The organism is Enterococcus sp. CR-Ec1, from assembly GCF_002850555.1.
GTDB lineage: Bacteria > Bacillota > Bacilli > Lactobacillales > Enterococcaceae > Enterococcus_D > Enterococcus_D entomosocium.
The window spans coordinates 1,642,591-1,668,028 of the sequence record NZ_CP025223.1 but is presented as its reverse complement, the minus strand read 5'-3'; the positions used below and the strand labels follow the sequence as shown (position 1 = coordinate 1,668,028).

Genomic DNA, 25,438 nt, shown 5'->3' with positions numbered 1-25,438 from the left:
TGAGTAAGTGTTGCTCACTCAAAACTGGATCGAAGAAATCAAAACGCTACGAGTTTACGTGCTTTTTCTTTTTGGTTAAGTCCTCGATCGATTAGTATCAGTCCGCTCCAACCATCACTGGCCTTCCACTTCTGACCTATCTACCTGATCATCTCTCAGGGATCTTACTTTCTTAAAGAAATGGGAAATCTCATCTTGAGGTGGGCTTCACACTTAGATGCTTTCAGCGTTTATCCCTTCCCTACATAGCTACCCAGCGATGCCTCTGGCGAGACAACTGGTACACCAGCGGTAAGTCCATCCCGGTCCTCTCGTACTAAGGACAGCTCCTCTCAAATTTCCAACGCCCGCGACGGATAGGGACCGAACTGTCTCACGACGTTCTGAACCCAGCTCGCGTGCCGCTTTAATGGGCGAACAGCCCAACCCTTGGGACCGACTACAGCCCCAGGATGCGACGAGCCGACATCGAGGTGCCAAACCTCCCCGTCGATGTGGACTCTTGGGGGAGATAAGCCTGTTATCCCCAGGGTAGCTTTTATCCGTTGAGCGATGGCCCTTCCATGCGGAACCACCGGATCACTAAGCCCGACTTTCGTCCCTGCTCGAGTTGTAGCTCTCGCAGTCAAGCTCCCTTCTGCCTTTACACTCTTCGAATGATTTCCAACCATTCTGAGGGAACCTTTGGGCGCCTCCGTTACCTTTTAGGAGGCGACCGCCCCAGTCAAACTGCCCATCTGACACTGTCTCCCAGCCCGATAAGGGCTGCGGGTTAGAGTGGCCATAACGCAAGGGTAGTATCCCACCATTGCCTCCATCGAAACTGGCGTCCCGATCTCTACGGCTCCTACCTATCCTGTACATGCGGTACAGACACTCAATATCAAACTACAGTAAAGCTCCATGGGGTCTTTCCGTCCTGTCGCGGGTAACCTGCATCTTCACAGGTACTAAAATTTCACCGAGTCTCTCGTTGAGACAGTGCCCAAATCGTTACGCCTTTCGTGCGGGTCGGAACTTACCCGACAAGGAATTTCGCTACCTTAGGACCGTTATAGTTACGGCCGCCGTTTACTGGGGCTTCAATTCGTACCTTCGCTTACGCTAAGCACTCCTCTTAACCTTCCAGCACCGGGCAGGCGTCAGCCCCTATACGTCATCTTTCGATTTTGCAGAGACCTGTGTTTTTGATAAACAGTCGCTTGGGCCTATTCACTGCGGCTGCTCGTTAGAGCAGCACCCCTTCTCCCGAAGTTACGGGGTCATTTTGCCGAGTTCCTTAACGAGAGTTCTCTCGCTCACCTTAGGATTCTCTCCTCGACTACCTGTGTCGGTTTGCGGTACGGGCCGTTGTTTTCTCACTAGAAGCTTTTCTTGGCAGTGTGACATCAGAAGCTTCGGTACTATTATTTCCCTCCTCATCACAGCTTGTCCGTATAGGTAGAAGCATTTGACTCCTACCAAGACTTACTGCTTGAACAGACATATCCATCAGTCTGCACTTCTTAGCCTCCTGCGTCCCTCCATTGCTCAAACAAAAACAACGGGTACAGGAATATCAACCTGTTGTCCATCGCCTACGCCTGTCGGCCTCGGCTTAGGTCCCGACTAACCCTGGGCGGACGAGCCTTCCCCAGGAAACCTTAGTCATTCGGTGGACAGGATTCTCACCTGTCTTTCGCTACTCATACCGGCATTCTCACTTCTAAGCGCTCCAGCAGTCCTCACGATCTGCCTTCAACGCCCTTAGAACGCTCTCCTACCAATGCACCTCATGGTGCACTCCACAGCTTCGGTAAACTATTTAGCCCCGGTACATTTTCGGCGCAGGGTCACTCGACTAGTGAGCTATTACGCACTCTTTAAATGGTGGCTGCTTCTAAGCCAACATCCTAGTTGTCTGTGCAACCCCACATCCTTTTCCACTTAATAGTTATTTGGGGACCTTAGCTGGTGGTCTGGGCTGTTTCCCTTTCGACTATGGATCTTATCACTCACAGTCTGACTCCCGGATATGAATGAATGGCATTCGGAGTTTATCTGAATTCGGTAACCCGAGATGGGCCCCTAGTCCAAACAGTGCTCTACCTCCATCATTCTCAATTCCGAGGCTAGCCCTAAAGCTATTTCGGAGAGAACCAGCTATCTCCAAGTTCGTTTGGAATTTCTCCGCTACCCACACCTCATCCCCGCACTTTTCAACGTACGTGGGTTCGGTCCTCCAGTGCGTTTTACCGCACCTTCAACCTGGACATGGGTAGATCACATGGTTTCGGGTCTACGACAACATACTCATTCGCCCTATTCAGACTCGCTTTCGCTACGGCTCCGTCTCTTCAACTTAACCTCGCATGCTATCGTAACTCGCCGGTTCATTCTACAAAAGGCACGCTATCACCCATTAACGGGCTCTAACTTGTTGTAGGCACACGGTTTCAGGATCTATTTCACTCCCCTTCCGGGGTGCTTTTCACCTTTCCCTCACGGTACTGGTTCACTATCGGTCACTAGGGAGTATTTAGCCTTGGGAGATGGTCCTCCCGGATTCCGACGGAATTCCTCGTGTTCCGCCGTACTCAGGATCCTCCTAGGTGTTATCCAAATTTCGCCTACGGGGTTTTTACCCTCTTTGACATACTTTTCCAAGTATTTCGACTATCTGAATAGACTACCATATCGGAGTCCTACAACCCCAACAAGCAAGCTTGTTGGTTTGGGCTTTTCCCGTTTCGCTCGCCGCTACTCAGGGAATCGAATTTTCTTTCTCTTCCTGCAGGTACTTAGATGTTTCAGTTCTCTGCGTCTACCTCGACTGCGCTATGTATTCACGCAGACGTAACATCCTATAAAAGATGCTGGGTTTCCCCATTCGGAAATCTCTGGATCATAGCTTACTTACAGCTCCCCAAAGCATATCGGTGTTAGTCCCGTCCTTCATCGGCTCCTAGTGCCAAGGCATCCACCGTGCGCCCTTATTCACTTAACCTTTGACCTTATGGTCGGTTTTGAGTACTTCTTCTAGCGATAGAAGGTTGCTCAAGAAAATAAGCGTTGAACTTATTAAAAAACTCTTTTAACATTTCAACTCGGTGTGTGTTACTTGTTTTGATTTTTTTCTTCGATATCCAGTTTTCAATGAACAAATTTTGTTTGAGAGTAAACCTCTCAAAACTGAACAAAGGCAAACGATGTGTAGTCTTCCGAAATATTCCTTAGAAAGGAGGTGATCCAGCCGCACCTTCCGATACGGCTACCTTGTTACGACTTCACCCCAATCATCTATCCCACCTTAGGCGGCTGGCTCCAAAAAGGTTACCTCACCGACTTCGGGTGTTACAAACTCTCGTGGTGTGACGGGCGGTGTGTACAAGGCCCGGGAACGTATTCACCGCGGCGTGCTGATCCGCGATTACTAGCGATTCCGGCTTCATGTAGGCGAGTTGCAGCCTACAATCCGAACTGAGAGAAGCTTTAAGAGATTAGCTTAGCCTCGCGACTTCGCAACTCGTTGTACTTCCCATTGTAGCACGTGTGTAGCCCAGGTCATAAGGGGCATGATGATTTGACGTCATCCCCACCTTCCTCCGGTTTGTCACCGGCAGTCTCGCTAGAGTGCCCAACTAAATGATGGCAACTAACAATAAGGGTTGCGCTCGTTGCGGGACTTAACCCAACATCTCACGACACGAGCTGACGACAACCATGCACCACCTGTCACTTTGCCCCCGAAGGGGAAGCTCTATCTCTAGAGTGGTCAAAGGATGTCAAGACCTGGTAAGGTTCTTCGCGTTGCTTCGAATTAAACCACATGCTCCACCGCTTGTGCGGGCCCCCGTCAATTCCTTTGAGTTTCAACCTTGCGGTCGTACTCCCCAGGCGGAGTGCTTAATGCGTTTGCTGCAGCACTGAAGGGCGGAAACCCTCCAACACTTAGCACTCATCGTTTACGGCGTGGACTACCAGGGTATCTAATCCTGTTCGCTCCCCACGCTTTCGAGCCTCAGCGTCAGTTACAGACCAGAGAGCCGCCTTCGCCACTGGTGTTCCTCCATATATCTACGCATTTCACCGCTACACATGGAATTCCACTCTCCTCTTCTGCACTCAAGTCTCCCAGTTTCCAATGACCCTCCCCGGTTGAGCCGGGGGCTTTCACATCAGACTTAAGAAACCGCCTGCGCTCGCTTTACGCCCAATAAATCCGGACAACGCTTGCCACCTACGTATTACCGCGGCTGCTGGCACGTAGTTAGCCGTGGCTTTCTGGTTAGATACCGTCAAGGGATGAACGTTTTACTCTCATCCTTGTTCTTCTCTAACAACAGAGTTTTACGATCCGAAAACCTTCTTCACTCACGCGGCGTTGCTCGGTCAGACTTTCGTCCATTGCCGAAGATTCCCTACTGCTGCCTCCCGTAGGAGTCTGGGCCGTGTCTCAGTCCCAGTGTGGCCGATCACCCTCTCAGGTCGGCTATGCATCGTTGCCTTGGTGAGCCGTTACCTCACCAACTAGCTAATGCACCGCGGGTCCATCCATCAGTGACGCAAAAGCGCCTTTCAACTTTCTTCCATGCGGAAAATAGTGTTATACGGTATTAGCACCTGTTTCCAAGTGTTATCCCCTTCTGATGGGCAGGTTACCCACGTGTTACTCACCCGTTCGCCACTCTTTTTCTTTCGGTGGAGCAAGCTCCGGTGAAAGAAAAAGCGTTCGACTTGCATGTATTAGGCACGCCGCCAGCGTTCGTCCTGAGCCAGGATCAAACTCTCATAATGATTTGTTTGAATGACCATACGGTCATTAAGCTCATAAAAATTAACTTTGCTAGCTATTGCTTGCATGTATTTGTTTCAATAAATTGAAACGTCCTACACATTGGTTCGTTTGCTTGCTTTGTTCAGTTTTCAAAGGTCTACAGTGCTGCGTTAGCAACTTTTATATCATATCAGAGCGACAATTGATTGTCAACTCTTTTTTAAAAGTTTTTTCCGCTCGTTGTTTTTCAACTTCGTAGCGGCTGTCTCAGCGACTTCATTAGAATAACAAATGATTTGTTATTTGTCAACAACTTTTTTAATTAATTTTGTTGATTTATCAACATCGATTAACCGTTTTATTATTGCGACCTTGTTATAATATCATCTGTTTCATTTTTGGTCAAGTCTTTTTTGAAGTTTTTTCAAAAGCTTTTTTGACCTGCTGGCTCAATTGCCAACGTTGAATACTTTATCATTCTAAGAATGAAAGAGCAAGCTTTTTTCTGAAATATTTTCAACTAAGTCGAGATAAACAAAAAAACTACCCAAAATAGGTAGTTTAATCAATATCGATCGTACGAAAACGGATCTGGTTTTGATCGTCTCGTTTTAAGGTTGTTTCTTCTTTCAGATAAGAAAACTTCTTCTCATTGATCGCTGGATTCTCAAGCATTTCTTCATAACCCGCAAAAATATCATGGATATATTTTTTATACGCTTTTTTCTTTTTGACTCTTTTCTTCATTTGGCACCGTCCTTTACGTGCTTATCTTAGCAAGCCGAAAGGATTCTGACAACCATTATCCGCATTTTCATACCAAAAATTCACTTTGACACAACTATTCCATTAATTCAGCCAAGTGACACTCATGGAATAGAATGTTCAGCTTGCGGTCAAACGTTTTTGAAAAGCCAATCGCTCTCCGTTCGGAAAAGGGAATGTTACCTCTCCTTTGTATTGATAGCCAGCTGCTTGGATATTCTTTTGCATACCAATATTGGCTTTATACGTATCGATACGTAAATCAACGATTCCTTGCTCTAATGCAACCACTTCAAGAGCTTGCAGCAATTTGGCGCTTAACTTTTGCCCTTTAAAATGAGAACTGACAACGACGCGATGAATGGATAGATATGGACCGTTTCCATCCCACCCTGCGCCGGTAATTGCGTTGTAGACAGGATCTTCACCGGATACTAACGCTGCCGATGCCGCAATTTTTCCATCTATCACCAACACATAGCTCTCATCGTTTGCAATATCTGCTTTGATTTGATTTTCTTTAGGACCGTATCCATCTTGCCATTGCGGAGATCCTTGTGCTTTTAAGAAAGCAATGCCTTCTTCAAAAAGCGCCATCAACTCAACCAGATCATCCTCCGTTGTTTTACGAAACTTCTCCATTAAAAACCACCTTTCTTCTATAAAAAGAAGCGGATAGTAAAGCATTCAAAGTCGTTCTTAATCAATCGTTTTTAATTTCCCCTGGAACTCACTGATTGATTGATACCCTTTTTCTTTCATGATCGCTGCTAATTCTTTCGTCAATCGTTCAAAGATCACCGGTCCTTCTTTTTGCAGCTCTGTGCCGATCTGCAACATAGAAGCGCCACATAACAAATGTTCGTACGCATCTTGACCATTACGAATCCCACCAGTACCGATAATTTTGATTTCTGGCTTGAGACGTGTATAGAAAGCCCGCACATTGGCTAATGCCGTTGGTTTCACATATTCGCCTCCCAAACCGCCAAAACCATCTTTTGGTTTGATAACTACTGAGTCAGTAGCAGGATCAATGAATAAAGCATTCCCAATACTATTGATTGAATTGATATAAGTTAACGGATACTTGTTCAATATCTTAGCCATCTCATCAAAGTGCGCCAAATCAAAGTATGGCGGCAATTTTACACCTAAAGGTTTTGTGAAAAAACCAAAGACTGTTTCCAGAATTTGATCGGTCAAAGGAAAATCATAGGCAACTTGGGGTTTTCCTGGCACGTTTGGACAAGAAAGATTTAACTCTGTGATTCCTTCAAAATCACTTTCTTGGATTTTCTTCAATAACTCAATGTTTTCAGCCACGCTCATACCAGCGACAGAGAAAAAGAAGGGCGCTTGCTGGGTCATTTCCTGCTGTTTTTTGATAGCATAGTCTAAGTAGTAGTCCACCCCTAGATTTGGTAATCCCATCGAATTGATGCTTCCTAACGGTAAATCGGTATAACGTGGTTCTGGATTTCCCGCACGTGCTTCTAGCGTTGCACTCTTCGTGACAAATGCCCCAGCTGCTGATGCCGCTAATTCATCTAATTCCTCGATCGTCATACAATGGACTCCTGAGGCGTTCATAAACGGATTTTTGTATGTATATTTCCCAAAATTCGTAGCTAACATTGATTCATTCCTCCAATCTTTTCAACTAGTTTACCGTTTCATTTCTGAAAATGCAATGCAATCTTCGCAAACTTTCTGCAAGCACTGACTAAAAGCAAGATAGTTAAAGACACGCATCCAACTTAAATCCAAAAAGACTCTTCTATCAACTTTATTCAGCTGATAAAAGAGTCTAAGACATTTATTTTCTACGATAAAATCCTTAACGAATCCCCAAAGCAATCCGTGCATAACGACTCATTTTATCAGTCGTCCATGCGGGATACCAGACTAGTTTTACTTCTGGATTTTTGACTTCTGGAATATCGCTTAATGCTTCGTGTATCGATTCAGTCAATACGTCGGCTAAGGGACAGCCCATTGTTGTTAAGGTCATTTTGATTACGGTATTGCCTGTTTCTGCATCAAATTCGACTTCATAAACTAAGCCTAGATTCACTATATCAATCCCCAACTCAGGGTCAATCACGGTTTCCAAGGCAGCCAAGACACGCTCTTTGATTGCTTCTGCTTCTACTTCAGTATATGCCACGGTTGAAGACCTCCTTTAATTCTTGTTTCAAATAATACCTTCTTTTGCAAGATTTGTAAATGGACGATCCTGGATTATGGACGGCTTTTCTTGTGTATTTTAAGTTCTGGGAAGACCCCTGTCGTTTTAAAGGTCCGTTGTTCATCATCTGTCGCAAAACGACCTGTGATCGATTGGGTCGGCACAAAGTTAATAAACGCATTGCCGTCTGCTTCTAAAACGGCTTGTTCTAAATCGTAGATCTCGTAGCGGGTCACGACCATCATGATCATATTGCCTGGTACGCCTGAATACCCTCCGACTGAGGGGAACAAAGTCATGCCACGAAACACATGCTTAGAAATATTTTTCCCAACAGCTTCCGCATTGGTCGTAATAATCATCGCCGTTACCTTTTGATGACTTGTGTGCAGCATGTCCACCACGTAGCTCATTGCGAAAATCGAAATGATCGTGTACAAGGCACTTTCCCAAGAAAAGACGAAACCTGAGACCATGACAATGATGCCGTTTAAAATAAACATATATTTACCGACCGTTTTTCCAGTCGTTTTTGATAATATCAACGAAAGGATATCCATTCCGCCGGTGGTAAAACCCATTTTCAGTGAAAACGCAACGCCGACGCCTAACAGTACGCCACCGAGCAAAGCGTTAACCAAAATATTGTCAGTGATTGCTCCTTGTGGAAGGATTATCGTTAAGACAGAAACGACAACGACATTGATAAAGCTCAATAGTGTCGATGATTTCCCGAGTTTGATGAACCCGAGAACAAAGATAGGCAAGTTTAAGAGGAAAATAAACAGCCCTGTACTAAGGTGAACGCCAAAATGTTCCAAGGCAAGTGCCACGATCAATTGGGCGACCCCGTTCATCCCAGCAGAAAGAACGTTTGCGGGAATCAAAAAGAAATTTAAAGCAATGGCTGCGGTGATACCTGACAGCAAAATAACCCCTATTTTTTTCAATCGTTCTGATTGTTCGTGCTTCGTTAATAACTTACTCACAATGATCTAGCTCCTTCACTAAAAATCTCCTTCCAAAGAATAGCAGTTTGTGTGAAAAAATGAAACAATTATTTGCAAAAATTTACTTTTGATTCCCGCATCGTTCGCCTCCATGTTAAAATCATAGGTAAGAGATGAGAGGAGTGATTGATTTTGGCAAAAGAAGCAAGTTTTGATGTCGTATCTGAGATCAACACGGAAGAAGTGAAAAACGCCATTCAACAGGCGGAAAAAGAATTGAAAAACCGATTTGATTTTAAAGGCTCCACGGTAGAAATCAAGATGACTGAGGGCAAACTGACGATCGTTGGAGATGACGAATTTAAGTTGGAGCAAATCAAAGATGTGCTCTTTGCGAAGCTGATCAAACGGAATGTACCAACGAAAAATATTCAATTTGGCGAAACGGAGCATGCCTTGGGGGCAAAAGCTCGTCAAACGGCAGAATTGATCAATGGGATCGATAAAGAAAACGCCAAAAAAATAACGACAGCGATCAAAAACGCCAAGCTAAAAGTTAAAACTCAAATTCAAGACAATCAAATTCGGGTAACCGGCAAAAGTCGTGACGATCTGCAAGAAGTGATCCAATTGTTGCGTAAACTGCCCCTGACGATCGATTTACAGTTTACAAATTATCGCTAATCAAAAAAAACTAGAACAGAGTCTAACGTGATGGTTAGGCAAAATCGGCCTTACCCGCTGATTTTGCACAACCTCTCCTGAAAGCTCTGCTTCTAGTTTTTTTCTTGCCAAAAATGAGTCAATGCCTTTGATAACTCTTGCGGCCGACGAATGTTTAAGGCATGCTGCCAGTGCAGTGGGAAAAGTTCTTGGTAACGCGGTGTCCGAAAACGTTGATCCAGCAATAACACCACGCCGCGATCGCTGACATCCCGGATCACTCGACCGGCTGCTTGCAGGACTTTATTCATCCCGGGCAGCTGATAGGCATACGCAAAGCCAGCTGCCTTTTTCTCATCGTAATATTCCCGAATCAATTCTTGCTCGTGATTGATTTGCGGCAGTCCGACTCCTACCACTGCCGCACCGATCAAGCGATCGCCTTTCAAGTCGATCCCTTCAGAAAAAATTCCACCAAGGACACAAAATGCCACTAATGTTTTTGGCTGGCTCTCTTGTCCGTCTTGACTTGTTTCTAGCAAGGATGATCGTTGCCGCTCAAGAGATTGAAACTGTGCAAGAAACGCCTCGCGCTCTACTTCGTTCATGGCTGTCCCCTGAATCAAGACCTCCACCTCTGGCGCCTGTTGGGAAAATGCTGCCGCCACATCATCCAAGTAACGATAAGAAGGGAAAAAGACCATATAGTTTCCCGCTTTCGCTGCAGTCATTTGCTGGATTGCATCAACGATTGCAGGAATGCTGGCTTCACGTTGGCGATACGTTGTTTGGATATAGTCTGCAATAAAAATCCCCTGATTTTTCGGATCAAAAGGACTTGGCAGGCGATAGCGCAAAGCTTCATTGCCGCCTCCTAACACCTCTTGATAATAGGACAAAGGAGTAAAGCTCGCAGAAAACAACAGGCTGGCCTTGCCCTTATCTAACACAGATTCCAAAAACGGCGCTGGTTCGATGCAAAATTGCCGTAGTTTGATATCATAGCGGTCGATCTCCACCGTCGTTTCGTAGTGATCATCATAAAATTCACTGATCTTCAAATAATGATTAGCTTCAAAATACACTTGCAGCACTTCTTCTTGCAATTCATGCTCAGGATTTGCCGGCAACCATTCCTTCATCAATTCAGCTACTTTGTAGAGCTGATTGACCATCGTTTCATGGGGAGCTGCTTGATGGTGGTATTCCCACTCTTCCTCTTTTGCTATTTGAGCAATAGCCGCAAATTCTTTGTCAACTTTGTTTAGGGCGCGTTTTAATTTTTGCTGGTCATTGGATAGTTTCTTCTTTAATTCCTTAAATGGCTGCCGGGTAATGGTTGCCGAATACATTTCTTTGGAACGGTTGACTAAGTTATGGGCCTCATCCACTAGAAAGAAATATTCTTCATCCGGCTCCTCAAAAAATCTTCGCAAATAAACGGTGGGATCAAACAAATAATTATAATCACCAATAATGACATCGCAAAAGACACTGACATCCAGTGAAAGCTCGAAGGGACAGACCGTATGTTTCTTTCCGTAGGTCTCGATCACTTCTCGGGTTATTTGGTTCTCGTGATGCAACAGATCCCATAATGTTTCATTGATTCGATTGTAATAGCCTTGCGCATACGCACAGTGTTCTGGCGTACAGTTTCGTTCATCTAAAAAACAGATTTTGTCTTTGGCGGTAATCGTGACACTTTTGGTTTCACTACCGTTGTCTGCTAACTTGCTCAGTGCATCTTCGGCCACTTGTCTGGTGATCGTCTTCGCCGTCAGATAAAAGACCCGATCAGCCCCTTCTTCCCCTAGCACTTTTAATGCGGGAAACAGCGTTGACATGGTTTTTCCAGTTCCAGTTGGCGCTTCCGCAAAAAGTCGCTTGCCATTTTTTAGTGTTTTATACGCCGCTGCTGCTAACTCTCGCTGCCCTTTGCGAAAGGTTTCAAAGGGAAAAGACAGCAGCTGCAAAGACGTATTGCGGACACGGCGCCAATTCTCTTGAAAAACTAACCATTTATGATATTCCTGAAGTAATTCTTCATAAAAAACAGCTAATTCTGAAAACTGAAATGTTCTTCTCGTACGGGTGGTCAGCTTTTCAGTGGTTTGATAATAAGTCAATTGTACGGCGATTCGATCGATGGGTCTCTTCGGATCATTACCTTCAGCAGTAGGTTCTGCTTCTGGTTTCTCTTGATTTTCACTGTCACTAAGCGCTGCTTGTTCATTTTCTTGTAGTAAAAACAAATAAGCATAAACCATTCCCTGGGCAAAAAACAAATCGATTTGATCTTCAGGGATATCTTCGAACGCTGGTTCTGAAGTTTTGATCTCATCGATCACCCAAGAATTAACAGTTGCATCAAAAAAGAGACCATCGGCACGTCCTTCGACAGTGATCGAATCTTTCTCAATTTGGCTTTCTCGTTTGAAAAAGACTTCTTTTTGATACGCATCCCCAGCCTCTTTTTGTAGTTGGCGATGGATACGGGCGCCTTCTTGCGCGGTATGATTACTGACTTTACGGCTATCAATATCGCCTCGGCGCAAAATAAATTCTACGATTTTTCTAACCGCAACTTTTCCTTTATACACGTGTTCACCTTCTCGTTTGCCATTATAGCGGATAGATTACTTTTGGAAAAGCGAACAGAAACAGCTTTTCATCCTCTGCGGAGAGTATCCTATTCAAACAGGTTTTATCACCATGAAAAAACCACTTGCAACAAAACACCTACTCATCAGATAATTGACTTCATTTTTTCTTCCAGAAAATGGGTTTGGCGAAGGATTTACAAAAAAGCCTACTCTACTCACCTAAGCAAGTAAAGCAGGGCTATTTTTTGAAAGATATTTATTGATCGACTTGAATATCATAACTGACACCATTTTGGTCAAAAGCTTGTTGATTGTCTAGATCTAAGGTGAACTCAAAGGTCCGTCCATCTGCTTTGATCGTCAAATGCTTCCCTTCAACCGTGTATGATGCATCTTGATAGGTGATCTCATAAATTTGATAAGGGTCGTTGGACAACTGTACCTCTGAATGGGAAAAATGACGCTGAAAATCACTTTCGATTTGTCCTTCATACAAGGCAACATCACTAAAGCTGGCTGAACTATCTTCTAAATCTGCCATCGGCAAATACTGCTTAACGATCGTCAACTCATTCTCATGAAAATCATAAACCCCTTGGCTTTGCGGAAAGATGACACTCTCATCTTGGATCAGCATCAAATCAAGGTCGCCATTTTCAACCGTTTTTGAGGCGGAAGTAACAGTTTCAGAAACTTCTTTCGAATCGTTGATGGTTAGCTCCTCTTGGCCACAGCTCACTAAAGCGAGCGCGGCGAAGCATAGAGTGAAAAAAAATTGCAGGGATTTTTTCATAAAAACACCTTCTTACAAAGAGTTGAGGTATACCAATCAAAACTAACGCAAGATACAGATCACACACTTTCCTCGAAGTTGGTCACGAAGAATGTTCATGCTTTCGTCAAAAACTAGACCCGTTTCAAACGAATCAACGCTTTCTTATTTTAATTAGTATAACAGCAGTTTTTTGCTAATGCAGTTTCTTAGAAAAATTTTCGAATTCCCACAATAATTCTAAGCTTTTCTCTCATCAAACTATTGGTTATCCTTATCACCTGCCTGCCAAAGGTTGATCACAGCATCTTCACGAAGTAAAGCCTATCCGTGCCAAGCACAGGTGTATCCGTAAGCACAGCAAACGGTTCGAAGCCGACTGCTTGGTAGAATTGCGGCGCTTGGTAGTCTTGGGTGGTAACCGTCACGGAACGACACCCCGCTTTTTTACCGTGATCAAAAAGTGCTTTTATCAATTGTTTCCCGATCCCCTGATTCTGATGGCTTGGATCAACTGCTAACAATTGAATATGGATCGTATTGCCTGTCCGTTTTCCAATCACCCCACCAAGTTGATCCTGATTGTCAAAAAAAGCAAATGAAAGCTGCTCTTGATCGGAAAAGGCACTCACTGCCTCTGTTTTTTTCGTTGAATGATTTAGCCATTGACAGACTGCCTGACGATTGTCTTCTGCGTTTATCGTTTTTATCATTAATTTTTCACTCCTAAAAACCTTTCTTTGTTTCCTCTTATACTTTAAGCTATACTTATAGTCAGACACAAGTATTTGTGATCCTAGGAGGTTTTAGCATGAAAATCATTGGTTTAGTGACAGGACCCGTTCAAGAAAATTGTTACCTAATTTGGAAAGAAGATGTTTTGTTGATTATTGATCCTGGAGCAGAAGCAGCGAGATTGATCGCTGAGATCGAAAAAACAGGCGCAAAACCAGCAGCGATTTTATTGACCCACACTCATTATGACCATATCGGCGCAGTTGACCATTTGCGGGATTATTATCAGATCCCCGTTTACGTGAGTCCGCTTGAGCAAGGATGGCTAAGTGATCCTATGAAAAACCTTTCTGGCCGTCATCCTGAATTAGGAACCATCACCGCACGTCCAGCTGAATTCGAGCTAGAGTTGAAAGAGTACGAGATAGCTGGCATGTCCTTTAAGGTTGTTGCAACCCCGGGTCATTCCATTGGCAGCGTCAGTTTTATTTTTGACAATTTTGTCGTTTCCGGAGACGCCTTATTTAAAGGTAGCATTGGTCGGACAGACCTGCCAACCGGAAATTTGGAACAATTGTTGACCAGCATCCAAACGCAACTCTTTGTTTTACCGAATCAAATGGCGGTCTATCCTGGCCACGGAGAACCAACAACGATCGAAATTGAGAAACGGACCAATCCGTTTTTTAACGCATAAACGTATGACGAATCAAAAGGAGGAATAACTAGTTATGGCAAAGACGGAATTGTATGTCGTGCGTCACGGAAAAACAATGTTTAACACATTGCAGCGGGTGCAAGGCTGGTGTGACACACCATTGACTCGAACCGGTGAACAAGGCATCCACTATTTAGGCCTTGGGTTACGCGATGTGGATTTTGTAGAAGCAGTATCCAGTGACAGCGGTCGAGCGATTGAAACCATGCGTCTGATACTGGGTGAACATGTCAGAGGACCGGAGATCCCTTATCACATCGACAAACGGATTCGTGAATGGTGCTTTGGCTCCCTTGAAGGGGCCTATGATGCAGAAATGTGGGGCGTTCTGCCGCGGATTCTTGATTTTCCTGATTATGATGAGATGATTGCTAATCATGTCACGTTTGAGGCGATCGCCAATGCGATCTACCACGCCGATACAGCCAATTGGGCGGAAACCTTTGATGTTTTGACCGAACGTGTCAAAACAGGGTTTGAAGATATCGCCTATCGCGTTGAGAAAAAAGGCGGCGGCAATGCGTTAGTTGTGTCTCACGGCTTAACGATCGCTTTTCTTTTGCATCTGATCAATGATGAGAACAATGTTCGTATGGATATTGAAAATGGTTCGGTCACTCGACTGATCTACGAAGACGGCAGCTTTACCATCGCCGAAGTTGGTAACACAGAATACATCAAAAAAGGCTTAGCGCTCTCTCAAGAGCTTTTGTCCTAAGAGAAACCTCTGACGGCTAATCAATTTCTTCAAGAAAGGAGCAGTTTTTGTTTTAAAAACTGCCCTCTTTTTTTAGGAAAAAGATTGGTATTCGAATCAGGAAACGGTATACTAAGAGTTGTATTTTGTCATAGAAAGGACTGGACCAATGTTTTTTACAAATTTTATAAAAGCGATTTTATTTGGGATCATTGAAGGGATCACGGAATGGCTGCCAATTAGCAGCACTGGTCACTTGATTCTTGCCGACGAATTTATCGGTTTGAATGTTACCCCCGAATTTATGACGATGTTCAATGTTGTCATTCAATTGGGCGCGATACTAGCAGTCGTCTACTTATATTTCCATAAACTGAACCCTTTTTCCCCACAAAAAAATGAAATAGAGAAAAAAGATACGTGGACGTTATGGTTTAAAGTTATTGTTGCGGTCTTGCCATCGGTTATTATCGGATTGCCGTTAGATGATTGGTTAGATGCGCACTTCTACAACTTTTTCTCCGTTTCGATCGTCTTGATCGTTTATGGGATCGGCTTTATCGTAGTTGAAAAACGAAACAAGAATAAAGCACCGAAATGTACCGATTTGAACAAATTCACCTACAAAGCGGCCTTGATTGTCGGCATGTTCCAGGTATTGGCATTGATCCCAGGAACTTCTCGTTCTGGTGCTACTATCTTAGGTGCTATCATGATCGGCGCTTCTCGTTATGTTGCTGCTGAATTTTCATTTTTCTTAGGTATTCCCACCATGTTTGGTGCCAGTGCCTTGAAAATCTTCAAGTTTTTGAAAGATGGCAATGCCTTTGATTTCCAAGGAACCGTCATCTTATTAACAGGAACCATCGTCTCATTCATCGTTTCGATCATCGCGATCCGTTTCTTGATGAACTACATCAAGCGTAACGATTTTACCGTATTTGGATGGTATCGTATCGTTTTAGGAATCATTTTGATCGGCTATTGGCTGATCCAATTATAAGCAAAAAGAGCAACTCTTGTGGCACTTACCTGCCCAAGAGTTGCTCTTTTTTTGTTTGAAAGGTCTCTAGTTCCTCACGTGTTTTTGATTACCATACCGTCAATAATATCCACCGCACTTTCGGTGTCGTTGATAATTGATTCAAAACGATCATAAACATCTTTCCATTTAATGATTTCAAGAACGTCCGTTTCGTCTGTGAATAACGCTTTTTTCATTTTTGAATACAAACGGTCTGCTTCTGATTCAATCGTATTCACATCATTAATCATTTGACGCAATGTTTTTGAATTTTTGAACTTAGGAAATTCTTTTAAGGCCGTTTCAACGCCTTGTGTCGCTTGAACGATCATTCCAGCAAATAAGTTGGTTTCAGGGCGGATCTTCGTAATGACCAAATTCTCAAATAAATAAGTCAGTCCCATAATGCCATCCAAAATATCATCTAGACGCTCTGAAATGACTAGGATGTCCTCGCGATCGATAGGGGTGATAAATGAATCATATAACTCATTGGTTAGCTCAGCGATCACTTTATCCCCTTCTTTTTCCAAAGCATGAATCTCAGCTGCTGCTTCGGTCAATGCTCGTTCAGAATAATCGTTGATCAAAAGCGAAAAACGTTTGGCAGCTAAATGGCCGTTCGTCGCCAACTGCTCCATTGCTGCAAAATAATCGAATCCTTTTTTTCGTGCCATTACTTTCTCTCCTCACAAAATTAGCAATAAAAATTTGACCATTAGAAACGCAATCAATCCACAGCCAGGAAAGGTTAAAATCCAAGCATAGATCATTTCTTTTACAATGCGCCAATCAACGCTAGAAAAACGCCGAGACGCTCCAACGCCCATGATAGCGGTCGTTTTCGTGTGCGTTGTTGAAACTGGGATACCAAATACGGAAGACAAGAACAAACAGATTGCTGCAGTAACATCTGCAGAAAAGCCTTGGTATTTTTCCAGTTTTACCATATCCATCCCCACTGATTTAATGATCTTCATCCCACCGACCGATGTACCGATCCCCATGGTCAAGGAACAAAGAACCATCACCCACAGTGGGATGGCAAAGCCATTGCCGGTCTTTTCAGCAAGATTGTTGTAAAAAAGGCCTAACATGAACACACCCATGAATTTTTGTCCATCTTGGGCACCATGCAAGAAGGCATTGGCACCAGCCGCGATGGCTTGACCAACCGTAAAAATTTTGTTGGCTTTTCGCCGTTGGGTATCGCGAAAGAGCCATACGATCAGTTTCGTGATCAAAAATCCACCAATAAACCCCATTAACGTAGACACAACGAGACCGATTAAGACTTTCATCCATTCTTCACCGTTGACTGCATGTAAACCACCCAGAGCCATGGCAGCCCCTGTCAATCCCGCAATCAATGCGTGAGATTCACTGGTTGGGATCCCAAAATACCAAGCTGCGACCGTCCAAACAACAATTGAAAACAAGGCAGCGGCTAATGCGATCTGTGAGACCCGAAAACTCCCGCCTGAGTCAAAAGTCACAATATTACTGATGGTTTCTGCAACTTGCGCATTAAAATACGTCATCACCAGCACACCTAAGAAATTCATGACGACTGCCATGCCAATGGCGATATTCGGGCGTAAGACTCTCGTGGAGACAGCGGTTGCAATAGCATTCGGCGCATCCGTCCACCCGTTGACGAAAATCACCCCTAATGACAAGACAATCGTTAGAAATAAAGCGATATTCACATAGATTCCCCCATTTAAAAATTCCGAAGTAATCATAGCATAGAAAGCTCTTTCTGTGTAAACTTTTTATAACTATTCAGTAAAAAATGTGCAAAGAAGCATTTTTTAAAACCATAAAGCAAAAAATAGCACGGTCAAAAAACAAATTTTTGTGTTAAGTAAAATTTCTTTACAACTTTTATTGCAATCACTCTTGGCATTAGGTATAATGACTAGTGTTGATTTATACGTTTTCTAAACGTAATTGAACTTTTTTTTCGGAGGTGAAATACATGCCAAACATTGAATCTGCAATCAAACGTGTTCGCACAAGCGAAGCGGCTAATGCTAAGAATTCATCTCAAGTAAGCACAATGCGTACAGCAATCAAAAAATTTGATCAAGCTGTTGAAGCTGGTGCTGATAACGTAGATGCGTTATATAAAGATGCTGTTAAAGCAATCGATATGGCTGAGACTAAAGGATTGATCCACAAGAACAAAGCTAGTCGCGACAAATCTCGTTTAAGTAAAAAAATTGCAAAATAAGCAAATTAAGAAAGGCGCAGCAATTATCGATTGCTGCGCCTTTCTTTTTGACTTACTGTTTGCCATGTTTTAAAACAAATAGCTGGAACAAATACTCTTTGTCCATCTGGCCACTTTTTACTAAGTAATCATTTTCGATCAATTCGTTATAGAGTGCCGCTAATTGCTTTTCTCCAAAGCCTCGCGCTTGCTGCATCGCTAACTTCACTCGGTACGGATGAATCCCCAACGTTTCTGCGATATTGGCTTGCTGGTAGCCAATTTTCATCAAAATCGCTGCCTGTAACAGTAGACGGACTTGGCTGATCAAAATAGCATTGATCTTGATCGTCTCTTCCCCTTGCAATAATAGATCGTCATACAAGCGCAACGCATCCGATACGTTCCCCTTTAAGACATCACTGGTTAATTCAAAGACATTATGTTCCAACGTCTTAGGGATCAACTGCAAGACGATCTCTTTCGTGATTTTATTGCCGTTTCCTGCATACAATCGTAGTTTCTGTAACTCCTGCATCGCTTTTGATAGTTGCAGATCCGTTAACCGTAAAAACAAATCAAACGCCTCTCGGCTCATCTCGATGCCATCATTGGCCAACGACTGTTGGAGATACTGACGCACGTCGGCTTCTTTCATAGGTGCGACATCAATCACAACTGCGGCTTTCTTCAGCTGCTTAGTAATTTTTTTCCGTTCATCTAATTTATCGACATCTGCAAAAATCACCATTACCGATGATTCCAATGGGTCTTTGATGTAATTCAAAAAATCATCTAGGTCATGCTCAGGTGCATTGCTCTTTTTTTCAGCCGTTAAGAAAAATGGCCGCTCAACGAAAAGTAATCGCTGATCGCCAAAAAAAGGCAACGATTGGGCTTCTTGGATCACCATATCAAGGGGATCTTTCTCCATGTCAAAGGAAGCAAAATTCAGATCATCTTTCCCAACGGAAAAACGCTCCAAAAAGGCCGTGCGAACTTGCTCTTGTAAAAACATTTCACTGCCGATGACTAGATAAATCGATTGCAACTCCTTGGTTCGAATTGCTTGCAACGCTTTTTGTAATTCCATCGTTCCCCCCGCTTTCATTCTTATCCTACCATTAGTCAATCGGATAGTCTAGCAGCGTTTTTATCAAAAATGATTGTTGTTTTTCAGACCAAATAAATTGGATCATGCCTTGCTGATCGGTTCGCAAAACGGTCTGATTTACCAACGTTTCAAGCACCTCTTCATGAGGATGCCCGTACCGATTGTTCCGTCCACTTGAAACGATCCCGAATTGGGGATCGATTGCCGCAACAAACTCAGGTGCCGTCGAGGTTCGACTGCCATGATGCCCTAGTTTCAATACATCAACTTTAAGATTCGGATAATCATGAATCAACTTTTTTTTCCCCTGCTTGTTCGAGATCGCCAGTAAATAAAAATGTTTTATCCCCTACCTTGGTTTTAATCACCAGCGAATCTTCGTTTTGCCCTGCACCTGATTCTGGTGCCAATACTTGCAACTGAAGGAAATCACCCACTACTTGGCCAACCGTCGTCCAAACAACGCTTGTCTGCTTAGGCAGTTCGTTTAAAAGCTTGGCGATGCGGTGATCTTGTTCACTTCCTGGTACGAGATATAACGTTTCAACGGGGATCGCCTTCATCAATGCTAGCGCATCTCCCATATGGTCCGTGTCCCCATGAGTTAGAAACAACCCGGTGATTTTCCTGACTCCCTCCCCTTTCAAAAAAGGAATCAATGTAGATTCCGCGGCAGCTTGTCGTTTGCGCTCTTGCCAGTTTTCTTTCGGAAAAGACAGAGAACCTCCAGTATCGATCACATAAACTTCGCGATTTTTTTCTGCCTGTAAAACGATACTATCGCCTTGACCAACGTCGACATAACTAATGGTGGGTAAAACGCGATTCTTCTGAAAGACGATTGGTACAACAAGCGAAAAACAGATCACCAGCAGCCACCGTTTCTTTTGGTAACAGAGCAAGCTGAGCAAACAACAACTAGCAGCCAATCCTGCAGGAACGGCACCCACCGTTATCGACACGCCTCCTACAGCGCCCACGACAACTTCCATAAGCAGCAAAAGCCCTTCAAAAAGGGCAATCAGCCCACTGATGGTTGGGAAAAGTGTCCCAGCAATGAACATTACGAAACAGGCTGGTAGCAAAACCAATTGAAAAAACGGTAAAAAGACAAACGTCAAAAAGCCCCCAAATAATGGGAATTCATAAAAGAGCGAGACAATGACAGGCGCAGCCAGCACCGTGAGGAACTGACAGCGCCAAAACCACGTCAATCCGATTGGTCGCTGCATTACTATCAAGAAGGTCATCAAAAGACTTAGTTGCCCCGATGTTTGAAGCAATACTTTGGGATCAACGAATAAAAGAGCCGTTAAGACGATCCCATAATGATCACTTGCCGATAGCCGTTGTTGATAAAGAGTGGTCACTTGAGTAACCGACAATGCCAAGACAGCACGCCAGACACTAATGCCGCCGCCACAAATCCCAATTACGACCAAGAAAAAGACCCCCATTGGCAACAGCATTTCTTTTTGCGTAAACCCCAATCGGCAGAAGCATCCGCGAAACCATTTGAAAAATAAGACAACATGCATTCCTGAGATCGTAAAAAAATGCAATAAGCCACTCGCACGATACATTTGACGTACTTCTTGAAAGTCATGGTCTTTAAAACCAAAGAGCAACGCATTGATATAGGCTGCTGAGCGTTCAGGAAAGATTCGTTGCACAGAAGAAATAACCTCTGCTCGAACTTTTGCAAGCGAAAAGCCTGAGTCTGCTTCTTCCATTCCTACAATTTTCTCAATATGGACTGTGCCAATAATCGATCGACTGGCCAAATAGGCAGAATAGTCAAAGCTATGGCGATTTCGTGGTTTTTCAGGAAGAGAAAAAAATCCTTTCACCAGCAGCTTTCTTCCCCAAACGGATCGATCCTGCCATTGCTGTTTTTCAGTCTCTGAATAAACCGTGTAACGGCCAATCACTTTACCTGCAGAGGATTTTGCTTCAAATGTAAGTAGATCGCCATTGACTTTGATCGTGTCTGGCAGCACATTGACTACCCCTTGATACTCACCTTCTTGTATGTTCCCAGTCCGAGAAAGAGAAACGCGGACACTTAACAGCAACAGTCCGACAAAACAAATCATGCACAAAAATGCTTGTCGTTTTAAGACAAGCATCCCGAAATAATAAAGTGCAATGAGTCCCAGTAAGATGGACTGCCGATAGTAAGCAGTCACCGAACAAGCAAAAATAATACTAAGAAATAAAAATGAATCAGTTCTTTTTTGTTGGTTGTGCATCATTCAGCACACCAAACGAAAGTTTTTCAAAATACACCGGATCGAGTTCAACTTGGTGGACGGAAGCACCTACTTGTTGAATCAGTTCCATTGCATACTGATTGTTGCGATAGTCATTCAAATAATGGATCTTTTTGACCCCTGCTTGCAAAATTGCTTTCGTACAGGGAAGACAGGGAAAATGCGTCACATAGATTTCCGCATTGTCTGTTGACACCCCTAATTTTGCACATTGCAATAAGGCATTCATTTCTGCATGAATCGTCCGAATACAATGGTCATCGACAACATAACAGCCATCGTCAATGCAGTGTACATCGCCACTGACGGACCCGTTGTAGCCTCCAGCGATGATTCGGCGATCTTTGACTAATGTAGCGCCGACTTCAAGTCGGGAACACGTACTGCGTAAAGACAGTAATACAGCTTGTGCCATAAAATACTGGTCCCATGGGATTCTCGTATTGCTCATTCGTTTGCTCCTTTGTCATTGATTAGTTCTATTCTAATCGAATTTCTTGAATTTTCAACCGTCATTTCTTAGTATTTCTTACATTTATTTGGTTCAGTCCGCCACTGTAATCATCTCTTTCAAGGACTCAAAGGTCTTCTCTCCGATGCCTGTGATCTTTTTTAGGTCATCAATCTGTTTAAAAAAGCCATATTCTTCTCGGTAAGCGATGATTGCTTCTGCTTTTTTGGCACCCACACCTGGCAGTTCTTGCAGTTGCTGTGCATTGGCTTGATTCAGATTGATTTGTGTCACTGCTGTTTGGCTGCCACCTACTCCTGAAGCATTCATCTCCATAAACGCTTGATCCTCTTTATGAGGGACGATCACCATCTGTTGATCTTGTAGCACTTGTGCTAAGTTTATGGCTGTTTCTAACGCCTCTTCTGTCAGACCACCTGCTTGTTCGATCAATTCATACATCCGCGCACCTGATTTCAAGCGATAAATTCCCGGTTGGTGCACTTCCCCTTTGACATCGATAACGATCTCATACTCTTCATCGTGAAGACTATCTTCTTGAAGGGCTCCACCTTCCCCCATTTCAGACGATTGACCTGCTGCATCTGCCATTGAATGCCAGTTTGTTTCTTTTTTTTGCGAGAACGGTACAAACCAGATGATCAGCAACACCATCAAAACAGCACCACCAACTGCAAATCGCCAATAGTCTTTGAACAGCTTCCATCGATCCATTTTCACCACCTCATAGATGAAATACGCAGATAATTCAGTATTATTTGGAAAACGGAAAAATAAAGACGATCTTTTTGCAGCAAAAAAATGACGGAACCAATCATAGTGCCATTTTCATAGAATGCAAATTCTTAGACAAAATGACAATGTATTGCAGAATTAGGGTGCTGTTAAGGCAAATCTTCAAAAAGCGCTTGAATCAGATTGAAACTATTGATACACTATTTGATAAAAAATCACAGGGAAATGTTGGATGTCTAAAGTAACCCAGCGTCTCAAAGTCCATGGATAAGAATGCTGCCAATGATAATCACCCTTGTGATAAATTGAACATTTCATTTGAAATTTTCCACAAAAAAAGGAGGCCGACTTGATTAAATCGTATAGATGGCAAATGATGCATATCTTACTGGGGAGTTTCTACCTAATCTTGATGATTTATTTCACTCACACTATTTATCAAACTACATATTTAGGCATTCGGGCTTACCAAATAAATGACGAATGGTTTATAAAACGTATTTATGATGGTGGTCTGGGAGCGGATACTTCGCTGCAAATCAATGATCAGCTAGTAGAGCTCGATGGAAATTTGCCAAAAGAGAATAAACAATTAACAAATTGGCTAGTTGTCGAGCAAATCAATTCACTCACGATCCAAAGAGAGCAGCAACGAATCACTTATCGCTTTGATTCGCCCAAAACATTTCTGCCGATATTTTTTACACTTTTAGCTTTTAGTGGATCGTTAGTTTTATTCTTGCTCTTTTTTTATCGAAAACAGCTTCTTTCAAAAAGATCACGGCTTTTTTATTTATGGCTCTTTGTATTTGCGTTTATTTTTTTAGCGGCGTTTCCTTCAAGTATTGGGAATACGTTAGGTAGAGTGATTTTGATTATCTCCTTATCCACTTTTCCATTTTTCTTGAATTCATTTTTGAAGATCAACAGCTCATATAAAATAAGCAATATAGGAATCTTTCCAGCACTGCTCCTCCTATTAAATCTAGCAGCAACCTGTTATGCCGCTTTTTTTCAGATTGGCTATGTACTCGCTGAATATTTAGCAGTCGGTTTTGTTTACAGCTTGATGCTACTGATGCTTGGCGAATATTGCTTCTCTTTTTTTAATAAAAGTCACAAAAAACATAGAACAGCTACCAAAGTCAACCTTCCAGTAATTCTATTTGTAAGTATTGCCCCTTTTCTTTATTTATATGCATTCCCTATTGGATGGAGTGCACCTTACTATATGCTGGTATTTTTTATCTTTCTGCCTTTTATAGGAATTTTCCATCGCTTAGCAATTGATCGCGTCTTGAAATTTCGGTACCGTATCACAACCAGATCGATCTATCTGATACTCTCACTATTTTTAACGGTAATCGTCATTTTTATCAGCCAACTTAACGCTTACGTTCCTAATCTACTAATTATTCTTTATCTCTTCCTTTTAATATATACTCTTTTGCCGCTTCTACAAGAATTATTCTATTTAGCAAGTCGCCATAATGAACCAATCAATTCACTAGATGTATTTTTAGCAGTTGAAAAAGAACGAGAGACAATTTCAAGCTATATTCACGATGGGATCATTCAAGAGATCATCCACTTGTTACGTCAAATTGAAAATGATAGACAAACAGTGCCAAAAGAAAAAATCATCCAGCAGCTTGATGAATTGATTTATGATTTAAGAGAACTTTGCTCAGATATATATCCTCTGCTTCTGCAAGAAATAGGATTAGAAAAAACATTGGCTTCTCTTTTCGTTCAAATACAGCAAAACCACCCTGTGCTCATACATTTTGCCTATGACCGAACCATCCATTCAGATTCACCTGAAATCAACAACTTCATCTTGCGCTCAGTCAAAGAATTGCTCAATAACAGTATTTTGCATGGACATGCAACAGAACTGATAATCACAAATGCAGTTGAGGATGATACAGTAGTATTCGAAATTAGTGATAACGGAACTTTTGGACAAGACTCTCTTAGTAAAGGTCCTCATTTCGGATTAAATGTAATTAAAGAAAAGCTTTCGTTATTGTCGGGTAGATTTTTCATTCACTACTCACCTACAACCATTCAGCTTAGAATTCCAAAAAATATTTTCGAAGGAGCAAACTATGCCGATTAAACTTGCATTGTTAGACGACCACGAACTCGTCCTTGAAGGAATCAAAAATACGCTGCAAAAAGAGCCCTCATTTTCGATTATAGGCGCATTTACAAAACCAACAGATTTTTTTCAAGCTATGGCAAACCAGTCAATTGATATTGTCCTCCTCGATATGATGCTAAAGGGCACGCATGCCTTTGAGCTGATTCCTCGTATTCATACCTTAACTGATGATACTTTGCCAAAAATAATTATGCTGTCGGGTTTTTATGAACCACTTCTTCATAAGCGTGCCTTTGAACTTGGTATATGGGCTTTTTTGAGAAAAGAAGCTTCGTATGATGAATTGATCACAACGATAAAAACGGTCTACCATGGCAATAAAGTTTCCCCTGAACACCTTTTTCTTGAAAAAGACATGCGTCTCTTAAGTGAGATAGAACGGCAAGTATTAGAATTGATTTCGCAGGAACAAACCAATGAAAAAATCGCAAAAAAACTATTTATCAGTCGCAGAACCGTCGAAAACCACGTTTCATCTATCTGCAATAAGTTGAACGTACAAACAAGGATCGGTGCTGTTCGAGAAGGAATCAAACTGAATTTAATCAAATGATGAACTCCGCAAAAAAACATTCGGATAATACG

At 42.8% G+C, this 25,438-nt stretch carries 20 protein-coding genes, 2 rRNA genes and 1 pseudogene; 7 read left to right on the top strand and 16 right to left on the bottom strand.

Translation table 11 applies throughout. The features are described 5' to 3' along the window. Positions 1–71: 71 nt before the first annotated feature. The 7 genes from CXM95_RS07915 to CXM95_RS07885 all read right to left on the bottom strand — a co-directional run bounded on the left by CXM95_RS07915 (position 72) and on the right by CXM95_RS07885 (position 8,701). A 23S ribosomal RNA gene (locus tag CXM95_RS07915) occupies positions 72–2,986 on the bottom strand. 230 nt (positions 2,987–3,216) lie between these two features. Beyond that, positions 3,217–4,776, bottom strand: a 16S ribosomal RNA gene (locus tag CXM95_RS07910). The 16S and 23S rRNA genes sit together here, the layout of an rRNA operon. A gap of 541 nt (positions 4,777–5,317) precedes the next feature. Further along, positions 5,318–5,503, bottom strand: a complete 186-nt coding sequence (locus CXM95_RS07905) for a hypothetical protein (protein ID WP_086299482.1) — start codon at positions 5,501–5,503, stop codon at positions 5,318–5,320. A 138-nt stretch (positions 5,504–5,641) separates the two neighbouring features. Continuing rightward, positions 5,642–6,163 (bottom strand): GNAT family N-acetyltransferase, encoded by a 522-nt coding sequence (locus tag CXM95_RS07900; protein ID WP_034872232.1) that lies wholly within the window; start codon positions 6,161–6,163, stop codon positions 5,642–5,644. A gap of 57 nt (positions 6,164–6,220) precedes the next feature. Then, entirely contained in the window at positions 6,221–7,159 is a 939-nt protein-coding gene (locus tag CXM95_RS07895) for a dihydroorotate oxidase (RefSeq protein ID WP_005236221.1), read from the bottom strand. Between the two features lie 202 nt (positions 7,160–7,361). After that, on the bottom strand, positions 7,362–7,691 hold the full coding sequence (locus CXM95_RS07890) for a metal-sulfur cluster assembly factor (RefSeq protein WP_005231940.1): 330 nt from the start codon (positions 7,689–7,691) through the stop codon (positions 7,362–7,364). Positions 7,692–7,765: 74 nt separating this feature from the next. Continuing rightward, the gene (locus CXM95_RS07885; protein WP_005236241.1) at positions 7,766–8,701 is read right to left on the bottom strand and encodes a YitT family protein; all 936 of its coding nucleotides are present in this window, start codon (positions 8,699–8,701) and stop codon (positions 7,766–7,768) included. 153 nt (positions 8,702–8,854) lie between these two features. On the opposite strand from CXM95_RS07885, the gene CXM95_RS07880 reads away from it, so the two are divergent. Next, positions 8,855–9,346, top strand: a complete 492-nt coding sequence (locus CXM95_RS07880) for a YajQ family cyclic di-GMP-binding protein (RefSeq protein WP_005230187.1) — start codon at positions 8,855–8,857, stop codon at positions 9,344–9,346. A 92-nt stretch (positions 9,347–9,438) separates the two neighbouring features. Here CXM95_RS07880 and CXM95_RS07875 read toward each other — a convergent pair whose 3' ends face one another. The 3 genes from CXM95_RS07875 to CXM95_RS07865 form a co-directional block, all read right to left on the bottom strand. After that, positions 9,439–11,928, bottom strand: coding sequence for an ATP-dependent DNA helicase (locus CXM95_RS07875; protein WP_101698971.1), 2,490 nt, complete (start codon positions 11,926–11,928; stop codon positions 9,439–9,441). 259 nt (positions 11,929–12,187) lie between these two features. Further along, entirely contained in the window at positions 12,188–12,724 is a 537-nt protein-coding gene (locus CXM95_RS07870; protein ID WP_005236248.1) for a hypothetical protein, read from the bottom strand. 278 nt (positions 12,725–13,002) lie between these two features. Further along, entirely contained in the window at positions 13,003–13,416 is a 414-nt protein-coding gene (locus CXM95_RS07865) for a GNAT family N-acetyltransferase (protein WP_008381348.1), read from the bottom strand. 98 nt (positions 13,417–13,514) lie between these two features. Between CXM95_RS07865 and CXM95_RS07860 the strand changes: the two genes are divergently transcribed. From CXM95_RS07860 to CXM95_RS07850, 3 genes are all read left to right on the top strand, one after another. Beyond that, a complete protein-coding gene (locus tag CXM95_RS07860; RefSeq protein ID WP_005236256.1) occupies positions 13,515–14,135 on the top strand; it encodes an MBL fold metallo-hydrolase in 621 nt (206 codons plus the stop codon). A gap of 34 nt (positions 14,136–14,169) precedes the next feature. Continuing rightward, positions 14,170–14,874, top strand: coding sequence for a histidine phosphatase family protein (locus CXM95_RS07855; RefSeq protein ID WP_005236258.1), 705 nt, complete (start codon positions 14,170–14,172; stop codon positions 14,872–14,874). Positions 14,875–15,022: 148 nt separating this feature from the next. Then, positions 15,023–15,856, top strand: coding sequence for an undecaprenyl-diphosphate phosphatase (locus tag CXM95_RS07850; RefSeq protein ID WP_005236259.1), 834 nt, complete (start codon positions 15,023–15,025; stop codon positions 15,854–15,856). A 74-nt stretch (positions 15,857–15,930) separates the two neighbouring features. Here the strand turns inward: CXM95_RS07850 and CXM95_RS07845 are convergent, their stop codons facing one another. Both CXM95_RS07845 and CXM95_RS07840 read right to left on the bottom strand, forming a co-directional pair. Continuing rightward, positions 15,931–16,554 (bottom strand): DUF47 domain-containing protein, encoded by a 624-nt coding sequence (locus CXM95_RS07845; RefSeq protein ID WP_008381351.1) that lies wholly within the window; start codon positions 16,552–16,554, stop codon positions 15,931–15,933. A 12-nt stretch (positions 16,555–16,566) separates the two neighbouring features. Next, on the bottom strand, positions 16,567–17,622 hold the full coding sequence (locus CXM95_RS07840) for an inorganic phosphate transporter (protein ID WP_005236263.1): 1,056 nt from the start codon (positions 17,620–17,622) through the stop codon (positions 16,567–16,569). Positions 17,623–17,858: 236 nt separating this feature from the next. Here CXM95_RS07840 and rpsT point away from each other — a divergent pair, with 236 nt between their 5' ends. Further along, on the top strand, positions 17,859–18,113 hold the full coding sequence (gene rpsT / locus CXM95_RS07830) for a 30S ribosomal protein S20 (protein WP_005230162.1): 255 nt from the start codon (positions 17,859–17,861) through the stop codon (positions 18,111–18,113). A gap of 52 nt (positions 18,114–18,165) precedes the next feature. Here the strand turns inward: rpsT and holA are convergent, their stop codons facing one another. From holA to CXM95_RS07810, 4 genes and pseudogenes are all read right to left on the bottom strand, one after another. Continuing rightward, positions 18,166–19,185, bottom strand: coding sequence for a DNA polymerase III subunit delta (holA, locus tag CXM95_RS07825; protein ID WP_301389368.1), 1,020 nt, complete (start codon positions 19,183–19,185; stop codon positions 18,166–18,168). Positions 19,186–19,216: 31 nt separating this feature from the next. Beyond that, a pseudogene (locus CXM95_RS07820) lies at positions 19,217–21,461 on the bottom strand (DNA internalization-related competence protein ComEC/Rec2). Then, positions 21,433–21,930 (bottom strand): ComE operon protein 2, encoded by a 498-nt coding sequence (locus CXM95_RS07815; protein WP_005236270.1) that lies wholly within the window; start codon positions 21,928–21,930, stop codon positions 21,433–21,435. The pseudogene CXM95_RS07820 and the gene CXM95_RS07815 overlap by 29 nt, the downstream one beginning before the upstream one ends. Positions 21,931–22,023: 93 nt before the next feature. Beyond that, complete coding sequence (locus CXM95_RS07810) at positions 22,024–22,665, bottom strand: helix-hairpin-helix domain-containing protein (RefSeq protein ID WP_008381358.1); 642 nt, start codon at positions 22,663–22,665, stop codon at positions 22,024–22,026. 370 nt (positions 22,666–23,035) lie between these two features. Between CXM95_RS07810 and CXM95_RS07805 the strand changes: the two genes are divergently transcribed. After that, the gene (locus CXM95_RS07805) at positions 23,036–24,808 is read left to right on the top strand and encodes a sensor histidine kinase (RefSeq protein WP_158297429.1); all 1,773 of its coding nucleotides are present in this window, start codon (positions 23,036–23,038) and stop codon (positions 24,806–24,808) included. Continuing rightward, entirely contained in the window at positions 24,798–25,406 is a 609-nt protein-coding gene (locus CXM95_RS07800) for a response regulator transcription factor (protein ID WP_005236276.1), read from the top strand. The genes CXM95_RS07805 and CXM95_RS07800 overlap by 11 nt, the downstream gene beginning before the upstream one ends. The last annotated feature ends 32 nt before the right edge of the window (positions 25,407–25,438 follow it).